The 21,530-nt window shown below is 48.7% G+C and carries 21 protein-coding genes; 4 read left to right on the forward strand and 17 right to left on the reverse strand.

Features of this window, described 5'->3' with window-relative positions; genetic code table 11:
• Positions 1 to 11 precede the first annotated feature (11 nt).
• The 7 genes from appC to hyaA all read right to left on the reverse strand — a co-directional run bounded on the left by appC (position 12) and on the right by hyaA (position 7,163).
• Entirely contained in the window at positions 12 to 1,556 is a 1,545-nt protein-coding gene (gene appC / locus SK36_RS08885) for a cytochrome bd-II oxidase subunit 1 (protein WP_048221341.1), read from the reverse strand.
• A gap of 100 nt (positions 1,557 to 1,656) precedes the next feature.
• Entirely contained in the window at positions 1,657 to 2,514 is an 858-nt protein-coding gene (locus tag SK36_RS08890; RefSeq protein WP_048221342.1) for a hydrogenase expression/formation protein, read from the reverse strand.
• On the reverse strand, positions 2,511 to 2,915 hold the full coding sequence (gene hyaE, locus SK36_RS08895) for a hydrogenase-1 operon protein HyaE (RefSeq protein WP_048221343.1): 405 nt from the start codon (positions 2,913 to 2,915) through the stop codon (positions 2,511 to 2,513). The genes SK36_RS08890 and hyaE overlap by 4 nt, the downstream gene beginning before the upstream one ends.
• Positions 2,909 to 3,502, reverse strand: a complete 594-nt coding sequence (gene hyaD, locus SK36_RS08900) for a hydrogenase 1 maturation protease (RefSeq protein WP_045443784.1) — start codon at positions 3,500 to 3,502, stop codon at positions 2,909 to 2,911. Before hyaD ends, hyaE begins: the two co-directional genes overlap by 7 nt.
• The gene (hyaC, locus tag SK36_RS08905; RefSeq protein ID WP_048221344.1) at positions 3,499 to 4,233 is read right to left on the reverse strand and encodes a Ni/Fe-hydrogenase b-type cytochrome subunit; all 735 of its coding nucleotides are present in this window, start codon (positions 4,231 to 4,233) and stop codon (positions 3,499 to 3,501) included. Before hyaC ends, hyaD begins: the two co-directional genes overlap by 4 nt.
• Before the next feature lie 18 nt (positions 4,234 to 4,251).
• Positions 4,252 to 6,045 carry a Ni/Fe-hydrogenase large subunit gene (hyaB, locus tag SK36_RS08910; RefSeq protein WP_048221345.1) on the reverse strand — a complete coding sequence of 598 codons (1,794 nt, stop codon included), beginning with the start codon at positions 6,043 to 6,045 and terminating at the stop codon, positions 4,252 to 4,254.
• Positions 6,042 to 7,163: a hydrogenase 1 small subunit gene (hyaA, locus tag SK36_RS08915; RefSeq protein ID WP_045449661.1), complete on the reverse strand. Its 1,122-nt coding sequence runs from the start codon at positions 7,161 to 7,163 to the stop codon at positions 6,042 to 6,044. The genes hyaB and hyaA overlap by 4 nt, the downstream gene beginning before the upstream one ends.
• A 115-nt stretch (positions 7,164 to 7,278) precedes the next feature.
• On the opposite strand from hyaA, the gene SK36_RS08920 reads away from it, so the two are divergent.
• The gene (locus SK36_RS08920; protein WP_045443766.1) at positions 7,279 to 7,671 is read left to right on the forward strand and encodes a hypothetical protein; all 393 of its coding nucleotides are present in this window, start codon (positions 7,279 to 7,281) and stop codon (positions 7,669 to 7,671) included.
• A 90-nt stretch (positions 7,672 to 7,761) separates the two neighbouring features.
• Here SK36_RS08920 and SK36_RS08925 read toward each other — a convergent pair whose 3' ends face one another.
• Genes SK36_RS08925 through SK36_RS08940 form a run of 4 tightly spaced genes read right to left on the reverse strand, consistent with a single transcriptional unit; the run spans position 7,762 to position 12,685 of the window.
• The gene (locus SK36_RS08925) at positions 7,762 to 8,826 is read right to left on the reverse strand and encodes a fimbrial protein (RefSeq protein ID WP_048221346.1); all 1,065 of its coding nucleotides are present in this window, start codon (positions 8,824 to 8,826) and stop codon (positions 7,762 to 7,764) included.
• Between the two features lie 14 nt (positions 8,827 to 8,840).
• Complete coding sequence (locus SK36_RS08930; protein WP_048221347.1) at positions 8,841 to 11,333, reverse strand: fimbria/pilus outer membrane usher protein; 2,493 nt, start codon at positions 11,331 to 11,333, stop codon at positions 8,841 to 8,843.
• A 15-nt stretch (positions 11,334 to 11,348) separates the two neighbouring features.
• A complete protein-coding gene (locus tag SK36_RS08935; RefSeq protein ID WP_045443760.1) occupies positions 11,349 to 12,044 on the reverse strand; it encodes a fimbrial biogenesis chaperone in 696 nt (231 codons plus the stop codon).
• Positions 12,045 to 12,097: 53 nt separating this feature from the next.
• Entirely contained in the window at positions 12,098 to 12,685 is a 588-nt protein-coding gene (locus SK36_RS08940) for a fimbrial protein (RefSeq protein ID WP_045443757.1), read from the reverse strand.
• A gap of 414 nt (positions 12,686 to 13,099) precedes the next feature.
• Here SK36_RS08940 and SK36_RS08945 point away from each other — a divergent pair, with 414 nt between their 5' ends.
• Together SK36_RS08945 and SK36_RS08950 are read left to right on the forward strand one after the other, a co-directional pair.
• The gene (locus SK36_RS08945; RefSeq protein WP_048221348.1) at positions 13,100 to 13,909 is read left to right on the forward strand and encodes a winged helix-turn-helix domain-containing protein; all 810 of its coding nucleotides are present in this window, start codon (positions 13,100 to 13,102) and stop codon (positions 13,907 to 13,909) included.
• On the forward strand, positions 13,910 to 14,401 hold the full coding sequence (locus SK36_RS08950) for a hypothetical protein (protein WP_053069234.1): 492 nt from the start codon (positions 13,910 to 13,912) through the stop codon (positions 14,399 to 14,401).
• A 249-nt stretch (positions 14,402 to 14,650) separates the two neighbouring features.
• On the opposite strand, the gene SK36_RS08955 is transcribed toward SK36_RS08950, so the two are convergent.
• The 5 genes from SK36_RS08955 to SK36_RS24650 all read right to left on the reverse strand — a co-directional run bounded on the left by SK36_RS08955 (position 14,651) and on the right by SK36_RS24650 (position 19,839).
• On the reverse strand, positions 14,651 to 15,658 hold the full coding sequence (locus SK36_RS08955) for a FecCD family ABC transporter permease (protein ID WP_048221349.1): 1,008 nt from the start codon (positions 15,656 to 15,658) through the stop codon (positions 14,651 to 14,653).
• A 2-nt stretch (positions 15,659 to 15,660) separates the two neighbouring features.
• Positions 15,661 to 16,410, reverse strand: a complete 750-nt coding sequence (locus tag SK36_RS08960) for a class I SAM-dependent methyltransferase (protein ID WP_048221350.1) — start codon at positions 16,408 to 16,410, stop codon at positions 15,661 to 15,663.
• Entirely contained in the window at positions 16,407 to 17,360 is a 954-nt protein-coding gene (locus SK36_RS08965) for an ABC transporter substrate-binding protein (protein ID WP_048221351.1), read from the reverse strand. Before SK36_RS08965 ends, SK36_RS08960 begins: the two co-directional genes overlap by 4 nt.
• A complete protein-coding gene (locus SK36_RS08970) occupies positions 17,360 to 19,462 on the reverse strand; it encodes a TonB-dependent receptor (protein ID WP_048221352.1) in 2,103 nt (700 codons plus the stop codon). Before SK36_RS08970 ends, SK36_RS08965 begins: the two co-directional genes overlap by 1 nt.
• A 200-nt stretch (positions 19,463 to 19,662) precedes the next feature.
• Entirely contained in the window at positions 19,663 to 19,839 is a 177-nt protein-coding gene (locus SK36_RS24650) for a hypothetical protein (RefSeq protein ID WP_156184442.1), read from the reverse strand.
• A 581-nt stretch (positions 19,840 to 20,420) separates the two neighbouring features.
• Here SK36_RS24650 and SK36_RS08975 point away from each other — a divergent pair.
• Positions 20,421 to 20,978 carry a nucleotidyltransferase family protein gene (locus SK36_RS08975; protein WP_045443742.1) on the forward strand — a complete coding sequence of 186 codons (558 nt, stop codon included), beginning with the start codon at positions 20,421 to 20,423 and terminating at the stop codon, positions 20,976 to 20,978.
• 140 nt (positions 20,979 to 21,118) lie between these two features.
• On the opposite strand, the gene SK36_RS08980 is transcribed toward SK36_RS08975, so the two are convergent.
• Positions 21,119 to 21,508 (reverse strand): hypothetical protein, encoded by a 390-nt coding sequence (locus SK36_RS08980; protein WP_048221353.1) that lies wholly within the window; start codon positions 21,506 to 21,508, stop codon positions 21,119 to 21,121.
• Positions 21,509 to 21,530 lie beyond the last annotated feature (22 nt).

Raw genomic sequence — 21,530 nt, forward strand, 5'->3', positions numbered from 1 at the left:
GATTGTCTCCTTTATCCCTGTTGTTGCATCGGTTGTTGATTCTGCATCGCACTCGGCCCAAGACGTGCGTACTTCTGCATCAGATAGACTTCAGCAATTAAAAACAGGGTGTAAAGCGTAAGGATCAGTCCCATAGAGAAGGCCAGTTGACCTGCGGTCAGGGCTGAATGAGCGTACCAGGTCGGTAGAATGTCCTGAATCGCCCACGGTTGTCGGCCAAACTCGGTCATGAACCAGCCTGCTTCAATGGCGATCCACGGTAACGGCAGGCTCCAGAGCGTCATACGCAGCACCCAGCGATGTTGGTCGATGCGCATGCGTAAGGTCTGTATCAGTGAAATCGCCATTACCAGCAGCAGAGCGGAGCCGCATCCCACCATGATGCGAAAACTCCAGAATACAGGTGCTACCTGCGGTATTGCGCCGCGTTGCGCTGCCTGATATTGATCTGGTGTGACATTGTTCATGTTGGGGGCATAATTCGCCAGCAGGATGCCATAACCCAAATCATTTTCTACTCGGTGGAAAGCGCTGAGCACCTGAGGTGTGCGGTCCCCATTGGCAATTTTCTGCATCAGCAGCCACGCAACCCGGCCACGTTGCAATCGGGGTAACGTCTCCGCCATCAGATTCTTCAACCCTGGAACCGGCGTATCTAACGAGTGGGTAGCCAGAATGCCAAGCAGTGCCGGTATCTTCACGGCAAAGGCATTACGCTCTTGTTCCTGTTGTGGCCAGGCGATCACATGAAATGGGGCAGGCGCAGGTTCGGTTTGCCACTCGCCTTCCATTGCTGCCAGTTTTACCGGCTGGAGCCGGGCAACCTCATAGGCAGAGCTGTCACCCAGTTGCAGAGCGCCGAGGATAGCCAGTGTGCCGAATACTGAGCTAACCGCGAAGGAGCGAAGGGCAAACTCGCGATTGCGACCACGCAACAGATACCAGGCGCTGATAGACATAACAAACATAGCGCCAGTTACATAACCGGACATCACGGTATGCACAAATTTCACCTGGCTGACGGGGTTGAAGACCAGATCGCTAAAGCTGCTCATCTCCATGCGGAGTGTATCTATATTGAAGTGCGCGCCTGTCGGGTATTGCATCCAGCCGTTGGCATTGAGGATCCACAGCGCCGAGATATTGGAGCCAAACGCGACCAGCCAGGTCACCAGCAGGTGCTGATATTTGGTTAAGCGATGCCAGCCGAAAAAGAACAATCCCACGAAAGTGGATTCAAGAAAGAAGGCCAGCAGGGCCTCCATCGCCAGCGGGGCACCGAAAATATCGCCCACATAGTTGGAATAGAGTGACCAGTTAGTGCCGAACTGAAACTCCATGGTCAGGCCGGTCGCCACTCCCAAAGCAAAGTTAATGCCGAATAACTTACCCCAGAAACGCGTCATATCGCGGTAGATTGTTTTGCCCGTCACGACGTAGAGGGTTTCCATGATGGCCAGTAAAAAGATCAACCCCAGTGTCAGGGGGACAAACAGGAAATGATAAAGCGCGGTCAGAGCAAATTGCCAGCGCGATAAGTCAATGACATCCCACATGCGAACTCCTGTAGGCAATAATCAGATGAATGGAAATAATGGGAAAGACAAACTGCGTCAGACCAGCAACAGAAAATGCAACTGGCCCAGGTAACGGACCTTAAAAATGTGGAGGCCCTTCCAGCCAGCCGCAGACTTCGTTCAGGCGCTGGAGTGAGTCGAGCAGATCTTCCGGCGCGGCCTGCACCAGTTCAGGCAACGGACAGATTTCGTAACTATCGAGCAGGATCCCCTTGAGAGTATCCAGGCAGCGGACATGCCAGACATGGCGTAATGCCGTAGCATCGATTTGGCTTTCACCGTAACCAACAGTGCGGATCTGGATGTGGCCCTGGCCGCATAAGCGTGTGAGGAACAGACGGTCAGCGTCGCTAATCGGGAGTTGGGTGAGATTGATACTGTGGGGTTGCGTTGCCGGGTTGCGAACGTGTGCCAGTAATTCCTGGGCCAGCGTCAGGCCGTTCATCAACCCGTCGACTGGCGGTGGCAGCAGGGTATCGTCCGGCAATGTATTCAGTGTTGCCGCCTGCCACAGCACCAGAGGGGCGCTACCTGCTTCCAGTCGCTCTTCCCATTGCTGATTGCTGGACTGGCGACGTATCCGCCAGATACCACAGAAAATTGACTCCTGGATCTCGCTCTCGCTGCCATCTGCATGCTGAATACGTGCTGAAACTTCTCCTTCACCCAGCAATGTATTGAGAAACGTGAGATCGTCTGCATTTAGTGCGGATAAATCCCACCCGAGGACTTCCTCTTTGGCAGGGATGCGCCGGGTGAGTTGTTTGCGCAGTTCGGCTAACAATGCCATCACCGTCGGGCTATGCTGGCAGCTTTCCAGCGCCGCCATGCTGGGGGCGCTGTTTACCTGGCAGGTGAGAGGCAATGGATTCATAGTAAAACTGTCATCGTCTGGTTGTGTCCCCGGCCCCAGCAGATGGAAAAAGGAATCGCTCATTTTTCAGACTCCGCTGGAACGCGTTCTTCAACCAGTGGGCGCATCATGGAAAGCAGATCGGCCCATGGGTGGATGCCGCTGAGGATGCCGCGTAGTTCCCCGCGGGTAAACACCAGGGTGGCAGGGAAACGAAATACGCCGAAACGATCGCCAATCGCTTCACTTTGTTCCAGGTCAGCCATGGCTATGTGCCAGTCAAACAGGGGAAACTCACGGAGTAATTCGGCCATCATCACCGGGTTATCGCTGACTTCCGGTGTGCGGCGGGGATCGCTACTGAGCAGTACGACGCCATCACTAACACGTTCTATCCAGGTGTCCAGTTCAGACGCGTTCAGCGGCTGCCAGCCACGGGCCAGCATCCGTTGCCATAGCGCAGAAAACGGGTTGTCATTCAACACTTCTCTTGTTCCTCCAGCGTCATCCGGTACTGGCGGATGCGTATACCTTCATAGTTTTCCATCGACAGGCATTCATAGTTAAGGCAACGCGCTTCTTCGTTTGCTTCTGGCACAATGCCCCATGCAGCCAGTTGCCTAAGTGAGGCTTGCTCCGCAGCCAGTAGCTGAGCGCGCGCGATGTCGGTCAGACTCCCACCATATTCGTCCAGTTGTGCCGGTTGCAGCCCGACCAAAGCAATGTGCGAGGGCAGATGACCGCGAATATCAGCCAGGGCAAGCACCTCGGAAAAGCTGTTCTGGTGCAGGCTCATCTTTTTTGCGCTGAGGTAACTGGGAACTTTTTCACCGGCGTAGGTTTGCAGGGTGCCTGGTGCGAGTCCGTAGTCGATGGCGTCAAGCAGCAACAAATGGCTGGCACTCTCAACGTAACCCAGAAGGTTCAATCCCTGAGTGCCACCGTCAACGATCTCCACGTATTCCGGCCAGTGGTAATGGGCGTACAGGCGTTCAGCGACACGAATGCCAAATCCTTCGTCTGCCCACAACAAGTTGCCCAGGCCCATCACAATGACGTTTGGCTCACTCATGACGCCTCCTTGTCGTGCTGACGTCGGGGAAATTTGTGGCTACGGTAGCCGTTGATCATGGTTGAGATGACGGTATCGTCAGACATGATGTCCTCGCGGATTGCCATATAAACATGTCCGGTGATGAAGGCAGCAATGAGCCACATTCCTAACCGGTGCCAGCTGTGAATGTCGATAGAGTTACCACCAGCCCAGTAGAAAAATGCCGTCACATAGTGGAAGGGGGTAAAGATGGCGTACTGACTATGCTCGCTGTATAGGGCAAAACCGGTGAGGATCATAAAAACCGATAACAGGAAGTAACCGAACATCGCTGCCTGTGCGATAGGGTTATGTCCGATATCATCCCCCGGTTTTTTTTCCAGAAACAGATACCAGCGCACCACCGAAAATGCCCCCAGCCACCAATTGCGGCGCCAGACCGGTACCACAAACAGTTCTCGTGAATAACGGTTACCCACGAAGGCCCAGTAGATGCGCCCCAGCAGTATCACCGTGAACAGCATCGCGGCAGCGAAATGCACCAACCGGATGTCTCCCATATAGAACAGATAGGTGGCCTCACCACTGACGGACGGTAAAGGGCGGCCAATAAAGTATCCCGTCACCATCAAAACCAACATGCAGCCCACCGTAAGCCAGTGCCACAAGCGCACAGGTGCTTCGAACACATAGTGGGTGACGGCGGTGTCACGCGCCTCCCCGACGCGTTTGGGTGTCGTTCCAGTCATCGTTCCTTTCCTTAACGCTTAGCGTACCTGGACTGAGATGAGTTCGCTGCCGTCGTCGCCGAGTACGTGGGTTGAACAAGCCAGACAGGGATCGAAACTGTGCAAAGTTCGCAGGATCTCCAGTGGTTGATCCGGGATTGCCATCCGGGTTCCCATCAATGCCGCTTCGTAGGCACCAATTTGTCTTTTGGGGTCGCGCGGACTGGCATTCCAGGTTGTCGGAACCACACACTGATACAGATCGATCTTATGATCGCGAATCGACGCCCAGTGCCCTAATGCTCCGCGAGGCGCTTCGGTAAAACCGATACCGCGACAGTGTTGCGGCCAGCTTGCAGGTTCCCACTTATCGGTATTGGCAGTAGCCAGATTGCCGTTTTTCAGGTTGGTCATCAGTTTGTCGAAGAAGTATTGCAGTTTACTCGCGGCCCACTGTGCTTCATGTGCGCGACACAGGATGCGACCCAGCGTTGACTGAATACCCGATAATGGCAGGTTGAGCGCGGACATCATTCGATCTACTGATTCAATCGTGGCGGCATCTCCTTTGTGGTAGGCAATCAGCGTGCGCGCTAACGGTCCAACTTCCATGGCGTGACCACGCCAGCGAGGCGCTTTAATCCAGGAGTAGCGTTCTTGCTCGTTGAGTTGCTGGATATGAATATCACTGCCTTTGACGTCGCCCGGGTTATACCAGGGCTCTGTGATACCTTCGAACGGATGGCGGCCCAGTTGATCGTCAGGGTAACGATACCAGGCGTGATCTACGAATTCCTGAATCTGTTGCTGATCGGCCAGATCTACTGGCATCACGTTATTAAAATCGCCATTAATGACAGCGCCACCAGGCATCAGCAGACTCTTCTGGCTGAAGTCGTTAGCGATGTCCGGGAAAGCGCCGTAGCTCAATACGCATTTATCAGACAGTCCGGTACCAATTTGACTCCACGCCTTATTGAACTGGCCGATGGCCAGTGCGTCAGGGACCATCACATTGTTGATGAAGTCGGCTGTGCGGGTGATGATCGACTGAACCAGGTTGAGACGTTCCATATCGACAGCGCCTACCGCGCCGCTCTGATCGATGTTGATAGCGCATGGCATGCCGCCGACAATCCAGTTAGGATGGGGATTCTTACCGCCAAACACGGTATGGATTTTGATAATCTCGCGCTGAAAATCGAGGGCTTCCAGATAGTGGGCAAAACCCATCAGGTTGGCCTCCGGCGACAGTTTGTACTGAGGGTGTCCCCAATAACCGTTACGGAAGATCCCCAACTGACCACCTTCGACAAATTTCTTCAGACGGTTTTGTACGTCAAAGAAGTAGCCAGGTGATGACATCGGCCACGAAGAGAGACTCTGTGCCAGTTGTGATGTTGCGCGCGGATCGGCTTTCAGGGCGTTCAGGACGTCAATACAGTCCATTCCGGCTAACTGATAAAAGTGCACCAGGTGGTCATGGCACCACAGTGTGGCCAGCATGATGTTACGAATGATGTTGGCGTTATCGGGCACTTTGATGCCAATGGCATCTTCAATGGCATAGACCGATGCAAGCGCATGTACGCCGGTACATACTCCGCAAATACGTTCGACAAACGCCCAGGCGTCACGCGGGTCGCGTCCCTGAAGAATAATCTCCAGGCCCCGAAACATGGTGCCGCAGGAAACTGCATTAGTAATGATGTTTTGCTCATCAATGTTTACCTCGCATCGCATGTGTCCTTCGATACGGGTAATGGGGTCTACAACCAGACGACGACCGGCATTATTTACTGTATATCCCTGGGTTTGATACTGGTTACTCATGCCTGTTTGTCCTCTTTGTCTGACTGCTGTTGTCCGGCTTCTGCTAATTGCTGTTTATGTCGGTTGTGTTGATTCACGGCGCTGGCGACAGCATGCACGCCCACACTTGCGGCTACGACACCGAGGGCGGTGAGACCCACGGTATCGGCGGTAGAGTGAGTACCCATCTGTGGAATATCGACCACACGGCTATAGAACGAACCGCGATCCCAGAAACCGTTCTCTGAACATCCCAGACAACCGTGACCAGACTGGATCGGGAAGGAGACACCACCATTCCAGCGGGTGGTAGAACAGGCGTTATAGGTGGTTGGCCCTTTACAGCCCATTTTGTACAGGCAGTATCCTTTACGGGCGGCGTCATCATCCCAACTCTCGACGAACTCACCGGCATCAAAATGCGCGCGGCGGTAGCATTTGTCGTGAATGCGCTGGCCATAAAACATGAGTGGGCGTCCCAGACGATCCAGGTCAGGCAGACGATCAAAGGTCACCATATAAGTAATGATGGCGCTCATGACATCCGGGATGGGGGGGCAACCGGGGACCTTGACGATCGGTTTGTCGGTGATCACTTTATCGATAGGTGTCGCCTGGGTTGGATTAGGCCGGGCCGCCTGAACGCAGCCCCAGGACGCGCAGGTTCCCCAGGCGATAATCGCGCTGGCTCCCGCAGCGGCTCTCTTTAATTTCTCGATAAATGGGCGTCCGCCGCTGATGCAGAACATGCCTTGCTCACCCAGAGGAGGGTTACCTTCTACTGCCAATATATATCTGCCGTGGTAGCGGTTGAGGATGTCATCAAATACCTCTTCGGCCTGCGTACCGGCGGCGGCCATCAGGGTGTCGTCATAATCGAGGGAAATCAGTGAGAGGATGACATCTTTGGCGAGAGGGTGAGAGGAGCGGATAAACGATTCGGTGCAGCAGGTACATTCCAGGCCATGGATCCAGACAACCGGAATTCTGGGTTTATTCTCCAGTGCCCAGGCTATTTTCGGCGTCATTCCGGCACCGAGACCCAGCGATGTGGCTGCAAGGCTACAATATTTGAGAAAACTGCGTCGGCTTACTCCCTTACGACGCATGGCTTGATAAAAAGTCTCCTCGTTATTCATATTCATAACGCGCGTTTCTTCTCCTTTCTGCACCGCACTCCACCAGTGGCATACGGTGCATTTGCGAACCCGCCGACGTTCTACTGACAAGGAAAATTATCGCATTGCACACCACATGTGCAGCGCGATTGCACTCCATCCTGTACTGGCAAACGCCGCCAGAGATAATGTGAAAAAAGAGTATCCGATCAGCGGTAAGAAACAATGCAATGGGTGTGGTTATATCTTATTGCGATATATTCGTGCCTGTTTTCTACTTTGCGGTCATGAAAGTGGTGCAAACAAGCTAACCGTAGAAAACGTAACCGGATCCATCGGGGCAAAAGCGATAAGTGGTAAAAGCGGAGATGGGCTGGCAAGTCTCAAAGAAATCCACGCAAGTGCGTGGGTTTTTAAAACTGTAATACGACGTTTGTACACAAGGTCCAATGTAGCGCTCCACTTTTTTTATGTGTGGATGCGCTTCTCCTTTTTACCTGATATGCAGTTGTCAGGAAAATATTACTGATACCACCTGTTATCGCTCAGTGATGAGATGTTTTCGTTATTATTTTTAGTAAGTTTAAAAAATATCATCATAAAATTTAGAATGTTTATTTTATGGATAAATAATATTTAATGTGGCGGATGTGTTTATTTTACCCTGGGTAATGTTTTCTTTATCCCATGCGTAATAGTATACTGTCATCGGAATTGAAAAATTATCGCTTATAGAGTGTCCAGCCGTAACATTATAAAGCAGCGTTGCCATACCCCTGCTGGTGTTTGAGGTGGAAATCATAACTGGTGTTTGCGGTTTACTCTGTAGAGTCAAACGCAATCCAATGCCTTTTATTCCAGATGCGCTGTTGTCCACGAGTACTGAATTATCAGAGGAGTGTAACGTATTGCTTGACAAAAACATTTCGATTGCCCGGTCTGAAGTGCCAGCTATGCTTATATCCTGACATCGCATATTCAATATAAAAGGTGTTAATCCGGGCTGGTTTGAAGAGTTAATCTGGTTTACTCCCAGGGTAGGGAGACTGACCGTCAACCCAGCATTAATAAATGAACAAGTAGTCTGTTTCGGTGAGTATTTAATTATCATGGGTTGACCAAACATGTCGCGCGTATCATATGGCCACCTGAAACCGTTGAATAGCCATGTGAATATTTTTTGTACCTGATTTAATGGCCATAATATGATTTCTGAAAAGGACAATCCACTAAGATCACTCACAAACAAAACATCATAAAGTTTCACTGTTTCTCCTGTGATAGCCATTCCTCCCTGGTTTACCAGCGAAAATCGTATGTTGAAACGGGTATTCAACTCTGAAGCAGAGTGCAATCCATTCGATTTCAAAGTAACTGTTGAATGAGTACTCGTTATTTCTGCAAGTATCATGTGTTTATTATTGTTGAATCCAAGAATGGTTGCGTATTTTATGTTATTTGAGAGTATCGGAGTATACGCAAAATCACTATTATATGTTGTACAGTTAAAAGTGCCAGCATACTGAGTAGTGAACGTCCCCGTCCATTCTGGCGTAGCCGTGCTTAGTTTGTCTGATAAATCGACATTTATGGGGGCGGCATAGCTTATACCATTACCGGAGCAGGTTGCGTAGCTAGTGCTGCTGACAAAAGCTAACAACATGAGAAGGAGCCACTTCATTATTATTGATCCTGTTTTTATTTACAAATAGCAGTAGGTGAATTCAAACTGAATACGGGATATGTTATGTCACAGTAACTATCACGCATCCTGACTCTCAGGCGTTTTGGTGGATGTTCTGCACGCAAATAAAGCATGCTTGCCTGGCCGACATAACCAACAGAGATATTCTCTTCATTAAAGACTTCAGTACCGAAAGGTAGGGGAGAAGCATCAGACCGTGTTGCGTGAAGTTCCCATGTTTGTCGCTTATCTGTTTCAAAATATAGATAATTAATTGCACCATCGTATGGTGCGCTATTTGCCATATTTCCTATTATTTCTGCTCCTGAATGGGTGTCTGTTTCTGCTAACGTAATTGAATTTTTGCGATAAGGCGTAGCATAAGGTACAAGTGCCAGGCCCTTATTGTTTGTAATGATGCTTTCATCACCATTTATCATTAACCCTGAGGCTGCAGGTGCTTCTACGATAGTCATCGTATTGCTTATTTCATTCGAGGTGAGAATACTCCATGGGAACGCTACAATGCTTCCTCGACTGCTCATACCTGACTGCCGAAAATTCGCTGATTTGCTGTATGATGTCCCCAGGGTAGAATAGTTGGACCTGTATGTGGCATTAAGACTCGCCATATTATCACCATTATTTGAGTGGCTTTCGGACAGGGAATAAGTTAACCGGTTAGAAGCCATTGCGGTCCCGCTTATACTAATGTTGCTTTGTTCATAATGTGTATCACTGGCAGAAACACTGGAACTTATCCAGGCTGTCTCTTCAAATAATGAAAATGGCAAACTTAATGAAGCATACATACGCGTTTCTTCTTTTCCTTGAATATCCCTTACGCGGCTGGAAGAGATGGAATAGCTGGTTTTTCCCACCGAATTTGAATATCCCATTTGATATTCAAGTTTTTTTTGTCCTGAATCCCAGTAATCGCTCTGTGTACCCGATAAAAATATAGTCCCCCATGAGTCAGTCAAACGCTGGTTTAAGTTGAGCGTAAATGTATTTTTAGGACGTGTAGTGTATGTTGCCTCTTTAGTATTAAAAGGCATATCTGTTGCATTGTAAACATTATCCGCATAGTCTTCATGGCTTATTTTCAGAAGATGATAACTCTCATGTGAATAAAGTGCATCGTTGAAACTATAATATCCTTTAGTTGAATAATGATAAGCCGCCACAGTAAAGTTTGTGGCAGTGGAATCGATAAATTTGCTGTAGGATATCCTGTAGCTTTGCCCACTATTTGTAGCATTCTCTAGCTTAGTGTTTGCGTGGGTAACATCTATTGAAACTGCGCCGAAAGGAAGGTTCCAGCCAGAACCGAACAAACTAGCCTGGTAGTTATCACTAATGATCGCCCCGGTGTAACCCGTAATTAGGTTATTGATGCCATAACTGAAAGTCCCCTGAACAAAAGAGGGAGTGGTATCAATAGTGGTCTGGTTAACTTTCCCTGCAATAATACCGTATTGAGTTACCCCTGCTTTTAGCATGCCAGGCACAGATGAAAAAGGCACGGTGAAAGATTGCTCTGTCCCATCGGCTTCACGAATGACCACCAGGAGATCACCTGCGGAACCTGTTGGCTGAATACTGTCCAGGGAAAATTGGCCCGGTGGTACATTCTCCTGGTAAATGATATTGCCGCTTTGGATTACTTTAACGAGAGCGTTTGTCTGCGCGATACCATGTATCACTGGAGAAAAACCTTGTTGAGAATTAGGCCGCATTTTCATCTCAGAATTAATTGAAAACCCTCGGATCCTAAGGGAGTCAAAGAGATCTCCGGGTGTATAGAAATCACCGAAAGTCAGATTTGATTTCAGTCCGGCAATGGGTTTGCGAAAGTAACGGGTATTATTTTCCCACTGGCCTTCGTTACTGGTGCGCTTACTCCATGTGCTGTTATCACGAAATTGCCAACCGAGCAGATTAACCCCGGAATTAAGACCAGCGTAGAAATCATCATTGTTGACTTTTGGGGGTGTTTTAGTTTGCGTGTTGTAGTAGGTCATGTTGTATGAAAGTGTTATTGCAGAGATACCTTCATCCCAAAATTGTGGGGCAACATAACCTTCTTCTGTACGAATTATCGCGGCCTGAGGAACAGTAAGTTTTACACTTAACGAACCTGGATCCGTTTCAATACGTCCTCCCTGTACCAAATCATACAATTGCACCTGAGCGGATTCAGTTGCAGGTGTAGGGATATTTTGAGTATTAATTCCTAGTAGTTGTGAATCTTTCCAGTCGAGACGGATATCATCTCGTTCTTTGCCGTATATGACATCATAGCAGCCTTTCCAGTTACCATTTACGTAGATATTTAATGGATGTTTACCAACTGGCATTTCATTATTTTCATAAAAGCGAGAAAGATCAGACTTGCCAGATGCTCCTGCAAGTATAGAAGTATCGAAAGTCAGGGCGCTCGATCTGTACGAAAATAGAAGCGGACATATAACCAATAGATAAAACTTGTTTTGTGTAATTTGCATGATGAAACATTCCTATCACTGACTGGTGATAGTGTGGCGTTTATATGCCCCCAGGTCATCAACATACATAATCCAGTATTTTTGACCCGGGTTGATAGTTTTTGTTGTTAAGGTGATTTCATGTGCAAATGGCGAAATCATCAACGGCTCATTCAGTAATTTATCTTTTTGAATATTTTCAATATTAGCGATAGTAATATTAAAAGGACTTTCATTAATGATACGTAGCTGCTTATGTTCTGCGATAAATTTTAGCCTGGACAATGCACTATCCACAGAACCATTTAAAGCGGCAGGGCGATAAAATAGTTTGATACGAGTCTTGATAGCAAGTTGTATTGTATTCTGACCATGTAAATTTTCAGGGGTCGGTGGAATATCCAGTACATTGAGAAAGAAAACGGATTCACGATCTGTCGGCAGATTCGCCGGTATCTTTTTGATGCGAAGATGTTGACCATTATTAGGGTTAACCTTTATTACTGGGGGGGAAAGCAGAAAGGGAACATTTGCAGTTTCTGGGGTTGATTTTATGTTCCCATCATCAATCCATGATTGAACTAAAGAAGGAGCATCGCCATTATTAATTAATTGAACGATAACTTCTTTACTCTTTTCAGGATAAAGAATTCGCGTGCCATTGATCACTATATTAGCATGTGTATTGCTAATGCTTAGAAAAAACACAGTCAGTAAAGTTGCTTTAAGCATGATTATAACCTTTAATTCAGACTCTGCTTTTGCAGAGTCTGAATGGGTGAGACTTACAGGTATGAAATGGTATAAGTAACGTTCGAACTTAATGCCCCCACAGTGGCGGCAGTGGTATTTGTCTTATAGTAGTAAACATCCAGAGTGAGTGTCTCTTCGTCAGATAATTTTGCGGCTTCTGTAATCGAGGTTGTATATGGTTGGTTTAGAATAATTGGTGCGGTAGCACCCGGCTCTACAAGTGAGAAGCCAACATTACGTGCAACGCTTGGGTCGTTTTCGTTGACGGAGTTATTTAATAAATATTTCCCATCAGTTGAAATATTATCAGCAGAAAAGAAATTAATTTTCAAAAAATGGATGCCTGAGGTACTAACTGCTGGTGTACAATCAGAGAATGTCATTGAAAATGACTTTTTATTTTTGTTGATAAGGCCTACAGTATTTCCTGCTTCCGTAATTGTAATAGGAGAGAGCGCTACAGTAAAGTCAGCACTTTTACCTCCATTAATTGTACAAGTTGTATCTGTAATAGCACCACTAAAGTTGATAACGCCACCAGCAGTATCGTCGGCAGCAATCGTACTTGCTGAAGTGGTAACTGCTGCAAATGCAGATACGATCATGACCTTTTTAATCATAATAAACTCCGTTTGATTGATATCAAATAATATGGGTATGTAGCGGGGGAGTTGATTCTTTCGCACAGATTTACCATTGAATTAAATACGTGACTAAAATTTTCTAATCAGAAACATCAGAGGTATATGTATGTCGATGAAACGACTCTGCTTCAACGTGAGTATCATGCAACAAAAAGACACATATCAAAACATTATACTGATTAATGGCGATAAACGACATTATAATCTTCTTTGCTGGGCTGAATTATTTTTACTATCTACTACGCCTGATATATCTATGCATAATAATCATTTAATAATTCTTAATTAACCAGGATATATAACTTCATTGCGGTTAATTAGTTGGCTTTACTTGACGCATAATATTTTGTGGGTATTATTTCTCTTATGTACTAGCTCGTAAGGATACTTATGAAGTACCTCATTGATCTTACAATGCTTTACGAAGTCGATAGCGGAATTATTATGATTAATGGTGAGGAAGAATCATCGATTCATTTATCTAATCAAGGTGCAAGATTATTATACGTATTAATCATTAATAATGGACACGTAGTAGAACGTGAAGATTTGATAAAGAAAGTGTGGGAAGATCATGGATTCACAGGTTCTTCAGTGAGTCTGAATGTAGCTGTAAGTGAAATAAGAAAAGCGTTTCGTTATCTCGGATGTGACCCCATGCTGATAAGGACCATCCGTGGCAAGGGTTTCTGTCTTGAGGCGAATATTGATCATCACACACTGAGAGTTTCTGATAGTCAAAAACAGGTGGCAGAAAAAATACCCCGCAATAAAATTTTCCTCATGAATACCCGTTGGCATTTTTGTTCTCAATTTTCACGACAGCATGTATGGAAGTTGAGGGTGTTTTTTATCAGTATTTTTATAGGGATAACTACATTTTTGCTACTAATCCGAAAAGACGATTACCCGCACCCGTATTCAGAAGGTATTCATCAACATTTTCTCGGTAAAATTAGTGAATGTGCAGTTTATTTTGTTGGGAAAAACAAAGTTGAGCCAGTAAATCATTATCTGGACAGGATACGAAATATGATTGTTGATGAGCATGTCAATTGTCAATTACCCGGTGCTGATGTCTACTATTCAAACTTTGGACAACACCAGATTGAAATTGTTTTTTTAGGTGTGTGCTATTGGAATAAAGAGGCCGACGATTATAAAAATTGTATATCTTACAGGAACATGACAGGAACTTAGATGATGACTGATAAGTTGTTAAAGATAATATTTGTCATAATTATGTTGATTGCCACTGGTTGTGTGATTTTTTATTACTTTATCCGGGATGAACATCATCTTGATGATTTTCGGTGTCAATCAGATGTCGTTGTACGTAAAGCTGATTCATCTGGTGAAGATGCAGAGATCCGTGTGACATCTTTTTTTATCTTTAATAGTTCTGGCGCTGTTACTATCATTCATAAAGGAATAATGACTCAGAAGGGGGAAAGTTATCTGATTAATAGAGATTATCAGGTTAGTGTAGATAAGGTCGTTGGTTCAAATATTTTTAATATAACGGATGTGAAAATGACTAAAACTCCAGAGGATTTAGCGCCTGAGGTTATGTTAAATGAAATGGTACTTGGAGGTACAAACTTCTTCTCTGTCTCTCAGATCAAGGGGCAGGTGAGGCTTATCCAGGGACTTGTACTACCTGTTATGGTTTGCGTTGATATGCATTCGTGAATTTTATTTGGCCGTTTCAATACGGAGATTTCCATCACGGATAATTGCAGTTGTTTGAGTTGCTGTAGTTAGCTAACCAAAGTTTAAATGATTTCCTTAGAGATTTAATCCCTTATGCCGATGCTGGGGAAAATGACTCTTTATCGTTTTTCATCTGCGCCCACTCTCTGACTATAAACTCAAAGGTGTTAGATACGCCACCGATCTTGCGGCTGGAATAGCGTCAGCGAGTACAGGGTCACCACATTGCTATTTGGTCGTTCTGGATATCAGGAACAAGAAGACAGGGACGCCTAAAAGCGCGGTTAAGATCCCCACGGGTAATTCACGTGGGGCAAGTATCGTGCGTGCCAGTGTATCGGCCAGTACGGCGAAGATAGCCCCCGACAGTATGGCTGCAGGCAGCAGCGTCCGATGCCGATGGCCGATAAGCATCCGTGCGATATGCGGGACGGTCAGGCCGATGAACCCGATAGCGCCACAGCAGGCGACGACAACCCCCGTCAGCAGCGTAAGCAGGCAGAACATTACCAGTTTGATCTGGCCGACTTCCACACCCAGGGATTGCGCGGTAATGCTCCCGAAGGTCATAACATCCAGCTCCACAGCGCGCCACCAGCAGAATAGCCCGACAGGCAGCAGCACCAGCGCACACAACAGCACCTGCATCCAGCTTGCCTGAGCGAAACTGCCCAGCAGCCAGAACATTACCCCACGGGTGGTATCCGCGTCGGTCTTCCAGAGCGTGATAAGCGAGGTGAGCGCCGACAGCAGTTGCGTGACGGCCACGCCTGTCAGGATGAAGCGGCTGGAGGAACCGGAAAGGGATTTTCCCGCCATCGACAGCACCAGCACAAAGGCCAGCACCGCACCACAAAATGCCCCTGCCGGGACAGCCGCCCAGCCCACACTGAGACCGAGCGCGATAACCAGCACCGCCCCAGCGCCAGCGCCGGAGGAAATACCCAGCACCCATGGATCAGCCAGTGGGTTGCGCGTCAGCGACTGAAGCACGGTTCCAGCCAGCGCCAGGGATGCGCCTGCCAGCGTGGCCAGCAGGGCGCGGGGCAATCGCAGCGACCATACAATCCGCTGGTGCAGTGTTCCTTCCGTATCGCTATGCCAGTAACCCGCCATCACGGCGTTCACCACCTCATCAAGTGAGAAGGTGACAGGGCCGAATTTAATGGCAACACACAGCACTAGCAGTAACGCTGGCACCAGAATCAAAACACGGATGACGGAGGAACGTAGCATGGTTATTTCCAGCCAGCGATAACGTAATCATCCAGGAACTGCCAGACGGTGCCAGTCTCGTCAAAGCCAGCCTGACGCAGCATGGCGAGCTGGAATTCTATCGGCGTCGGCAACGGCATCGGACGGCCAGCAAAGATAGCGGTACGTTCATCCATTTTTTCGGCAAGTTCAGGGTGGCGGGTTGCTGCTTCAAACCAGGTATCCCAGTCCTGCGCGCCCGCCGCCCAGCCTTGTTCCTGCGTCAGCTCATCGTGCATTTGCGCCATCAGTTTCTGGCGTGGGTTGCGGTTATCAAAACGCTGGTGGTCGGCATTCATGAACAGGCCGCCCTGATCCAGAGAGTGATAGATATTGCGGTAAAGCACAGTCTGCTGTTCCGGTAACAGCCAGTGAATGGCCGTACTGGATACCATGGCCTGCGGTTTTCCTTCAACGGAATCAAAACAGGTCGGTAGCGCGATATCAGCATGAATGAACTGGATACGGTCTTTGTGCTCGATCATGGCTTCTTTTGCCAGGGTCAGCAGCAGTGGATCAAGATCGATGGCCGTCACCCGAGCGTTCGGGAAGCGGTTTAACAGGCGCAGGCTAAAGGAGCCTGGGCCACAGGCCACATCGACAACGTGAAAATCATCACCAAAGGTCATTGCCAGTACATCGAGAGCGGCGGCGAAACGTTCTTCGCGGTGCGCAATGTAGGCGTTTTGTTGCTGATCCCAGTTATTCAGTAAATCGCGGGCTGGAAAAGTCATTGTGGTTCCTTGGTAAAAGACTGCATTTGCGTGACAAGTCGATGCAAGGCCAGTACAGAACGCGCAGAAGCGTCCATGTCGTAGCCTGGCAAGATGATGTAGTGCCTTGCTTTGACGGCTTTCATGCTGGCCGTAAGCGGGTTGTGCTCCAGAAACTCAATTTTGCTTTTGGCGCTGTCACCTGGGCCGCCACGGTTTAAGTCGCCCAGCACCAGAAAATCAGGATCGAGAACCGCTATTACTTCCCAGTTCATCGCGGGCCACAGCTCACGATAACCATCAAAGATGTTTTTACTGCCAATGGTCTGCGTAAGCAGCTCGGATGCACCGTAACCGCCTGCCACATAAGGCGTGGCGGTATTGGAGTACCACCACATCAGTGTTTTGGGCGGGAGCTTCACGCGAGTATCGGCAGCTACCTGCGCTTTCAGCCTGGTTATCAGAGCGTCAGCGCGGGGGGCAACGTCATAGATACGGGCGAGATTGCGCAGCTCATCGTAAATCCCCTCGAAGGTGACGGGGGCAGGGGTTGCACCTTGCTGCCCGTTGCACATGCTTTCGATAAGCCAGCTCCCGATTCGCCATTCCTCCAGGCGTTCGCGGTTAGCGGTTTCAGGGCTGTTAAACCAGTAATAGCTCCCTGAGTAGATAAAGTCCGGCCGGGAGGCTAACAGCGCCTCGCCAGACCAGGCCGCGTCATCGAGCTGGGCTTTTAGTGGAGCAGCCCAGGGCGACGGCGCGGTATCTTCATCTGGCCGATACCCCACCGCGCTGATGATGGAATCCCCCAGATGCAGAGCGAGCATGTTTTCTATCGCGGTCGGCATGTAGGCGATAGCCCGTTTCGGTGGGTGTGCGAACGTCCAGCGCTTGCCGCAGTTTTCAAGCGTTACCGGATGGGCAAAGCTGTTGCAAGCAACCAGAAGCGGAAGAATGGCGAGACGAAGCATCAGAACTTCATGTTCACGTAGGCTTCATAGGTACGGCCTGGTGCGATCATTTCCTGGCCTGCGTAGGTGCGCTGCCAGGTGTAGAAGCGATCGGTCAGGTTGCGCACGCGGGTGCCCACCACAACATCTTTCACCAGCTCGTAATCAGCGCCCAGATCAACGGTGGTGTAATCACTCATCTTGTTGGTGTTCGCATCATCGTTGTAGCTGCTGCCCACGTAGTGGAGTTGCGCGTCTAAGCCCAGTTTCTCGGTCGGCATGTAGCGCCCAAACAGGTTGGCCGTCCATTCCGGTACGTAGCGCGGCTGGTTGCCAGACAGGTCTTTAGTGCCTTGCTTGAACTCATCAAAGCGGGCGTGGGTGTACGCCACATTACCGGCAAGCGTGACGCTATCAACTGGCTTCATTGCGCCGCTTAACTCAACACCGCGTGAAGTCTGTTTGCCGACCGCGTTCCATACTCCTGCTTGCGTAGCAGATTGCTGGTAGAGGTTGGTTTTCTGGAGATCGTAAACGGACAGTTTCATTTCGCCGCGTTTATCCCAGAAAGCACCCTTCACGCCTGCTTCATACTGGCGAACATCGGTGAGCGGCAGGGATGTCTGTTCCGGGCTGATAAAGAAGATATCGCTGCCAGGTTCTTTCCCGGTGGAGTAGTTTGTGTACACCGTCCAGTCATCGTTGATAGCCCAGCTCGGGCCCACGCCCACACTCATGAAATTATAACCACGGTCGATGACTTTCCCCGCCTGCTGGTAGTTCCAGTGCATATCCATATTGGTGTAGCGGAGCTGGGTAAGCAGGGCGACGGAATCCGTTACGTTAAGGTTGTCTTCCAGCAACAGGGCGTACTGGTTCTGGATAATGTGACGAACTGGGGCGCGCATCTTGCCACCCGCGCCAGCGCGGAAGGTGTTAGAGGCCGGGTTAGTCAGGGATACATCTTCACCACCAGGGAAGCCGTTCGAGTAATACTGGAATTCACGCTTGCTGAAGTCCACGCCTGCGGTCACACGGTTATCCATGGAGGCGATGGAGTGATCCCAGGTCACCATGGTGCGGTTGCCCGCCAGCTTGTCATCGTGCGCGATTGCGCCGTAGGAATCGCGGGTGGTGGTGCCTGCTGCCTGCGTCTTCGACTGGAAATAGCGCTCGGCGTTCTGCCACTCGCGGAAGCCTTTGTAATAGTAAAACTGGTTATCAAAGGTTAGGTCTTCCGTGGCGCGCCAGGTCTGGGTGGACTGGATAGAGTTGGCCTGGCTGCGGATGAATGCGTCCTGAATGTTGTTGTAGTTCACATGGCGCAAGCCTTTATCGATTTTGCCATCAATTACCGGCGTACCAAAATACGGGTTGTGCTGGTCGGTCAGGCTGCGGTCAAGATCAAGCGTAACCTCGGTGGTGTCGGTCGGGGTCAGCAGCAGGTTGGCCGTCACGCGTTCTGGACGGCTGCGTTCTTTTTCGACCTGAGTTCCGGTATTGGATGCGCTCACATCCACACGGCCAGCGGCCAGACCGTCTACCAGAGTACCGCCTGCGCCTACATGGGCGCGATGGCTGTTATGGCTGGAATAGCCATAATCCACTTCAACAGGCTGCGGTATGAAGGAGGCCTTGCGGGAAACCAGGTTTACGCTGCCGCCTGCATTACTAAGCCCGTTCAGCACAGAACCCGTGCCGTAGAGGATATCGACGTTTTCATAGTGCGCCGGATCGGCAATCTGGATGGTACTGCCTGGAACGGCTACGCCATTCAGCAGCCAGGACACACCGGAGAAACCGCGCAGGGATACCGAGTTAGACAGAGTAGGGGAACTGGTGCCCGACAGACCTGGCGCTGTTTCCACCACTTCAGTCAGGGTGCGTTTGCCTTTCTTCTTCAGGGTTTCTTGGCTGATGGTTTCCGTATGGCGTGGCGTCTGTTTGTCGGTTAAACCCAGACGGGAGCCGGAGCCTACGGCAAGCAGTTTAGAATCCGTCTGCTCGGAAAAACTGCTGCCATTGCTGGTGGCCGTAACCACCAGTGTTTCTTCAGCGGCATGAGCGAAGGATGAAAGACTGGCAAAAACGCTAAGTGCGATAAGGGAGGGTGTAAATTTCATAAATCTTCTTCTATTTTTAGGTTATGTTATAACATAACATTATTCATAATAAAAAGAATCACCCTAAGTGGTTTAAGTCGAAAAAAACTGCATGGCATGCCAAATGGTTCCATGACGGAATGCGTTTCAGTGGTATTACTTCCCCTGCCAGGAGAGTTAGAACGGGTAGGTTGCGTCTGTAACAGCCTGATCGTCGGTAGCTATGTCGTCAGATTATCAACGGCACTCAGGGCGATGCCGCGTAAATTGCGAGTCGGTGCCGGGTTGAGAAACGTTGTATTGCCCAAACCCTTCGCTTTTCGTAGTCCGTCGCGTGCGGTTTCCAGAGGGATTTCAAAGTGTGCGAGTGCAACGGTACTTTGCTTGAGTTCTGGCAAACAGCATGCCATATGACAACGGATACCAACGGGAGGTTACCACTAAACTTATTTGCTGGATAAATCGCAGCTCAGCCAAAAATAGGGATACTGAAATCGCTGCAAGAAGGGCTGGCTTTTTGCTCTGGCATCTATCTTCAGTGGTTATTCAAACAGTACACAGCTATGACTCTTCACTGATATATCAAAATTGTCCGTCTGGACCATGCTGAAATTGATCTGATTAAGAAAGGAGCATCTGTCATTGATATTGCTGTTCAATAGGGTTACGAATCTCAACAGACATTCCCCCGTGCAATGAAATGCCATACCGGTCTTAATCCCGGCACCATATGGAGGAAAAATAGAAGATCTAATAGCGTCAGTCCGTAGTAATGCAGGCTTGTTTATGTCTGTCCCAGATAATCGCCTTCTGCACTGGCGTGTAGTTAATCCGAGTTATTCGCTTCATGGCAACGTCCCCCTTGATTAGGTATAGCGTTGCATCGACCCGTTGAACTCACAGCGAGGAGCGGACATGGACAGGAGGATGCTGATAATATTTCCACCAGTGGGTTATTGTTTCCAACAGGGGGATACGAATGGAATACCAAACGTCATTGCAGAAAATATTGTCAGATGACCCTGTAAGAATGAAGATCCTATATGCAGTTCGAGCACTGGAACTCAATGATGGTTGGATCGGAGCGGGATTTGTACGAGACGCTGTTTGGGATCACTTACATGGATATGGGCTAAGTCCAATTTCTGGTGATGTAGATGTCGTCTGGTTTGACTGTGAGCACTGTAGCCCAGACCATGATCGCTTCCTTGAAGACAGGCTTAGGCAACAATTACCTTCGTTATACTGGTCAGTGAAGAATCAAGCCAGAATGCATCAACGTAATGGTGATCATCCCTATACCTCAACAGGAAATGCTTTACTGCACTGGCCTGAAACAGCTACGGCCGTGGCTGTCAGATTGGGGAAGGAAGGTCTCGATATCACTGCGCCTTATGGACTTTCTGACTTATTTGAACTGCGTTTACGACCGACTCCTGCATTTGAACGTGAAAAGTTGGACTCTTTCAAACAACGGGTCACTACAAAGCAATGGTTGGAACGTTATCCCAGATTACAGCTCATCGTTTCCTTATAACCTCTATACGCAGATATCCCGGCTATTGCAGTTCGATTGTATGATTGACAGTCCGATGTGAGCGAGGAGCGGAAGTTCGCAACTCCCACAACTACATGACTTACCTTGAGGTGTCGTAATCAACGGAGAGCAGGTCATCGTCACTTTAGCTGCTTCAAGGGATAAGAGTTCGTGGTACTGGAACCGTCACTGTAGAGCTCGGTAATAATTATTTTTTTACCATCAATAGCATATTTGACTGTACTGTCTGCAGGATCATCACGCCAGCGACCGGTACTGTCAGGATTGTCAGATGCCCACATAACTTGATCACCTATAAGTTTGCACTTAATTGCCCAACGGGTGCTATCGTTCTGTCGGATATAATGTACGTAGGCAATACCTGATTCGACTTTATCCAGTTGCATGATCTTATGGTCACGTCCAAACATCGCAGCAGAAGCAGCCTTGCAAACCTGACCTACCGTGACTTCAGAAGCCTGTACCGGCGCAGTAAACACCAGCGGAAAAAGAAGTAAGAGTTTCTTCATACGGATCAATCCATTTTGTTTA

Origin of the sequence: Citrobacter sp. MGH106 (assembly GCF_001037495.1) — a bacterium.
Taxonomy (GTDB): domain Bacteria; phylum Pseudomonadota; class Gammaproteobacteria; order Enterobacterales; family Enterobacteriaceae; genus Citrobacter; species Citrobacter murliniae.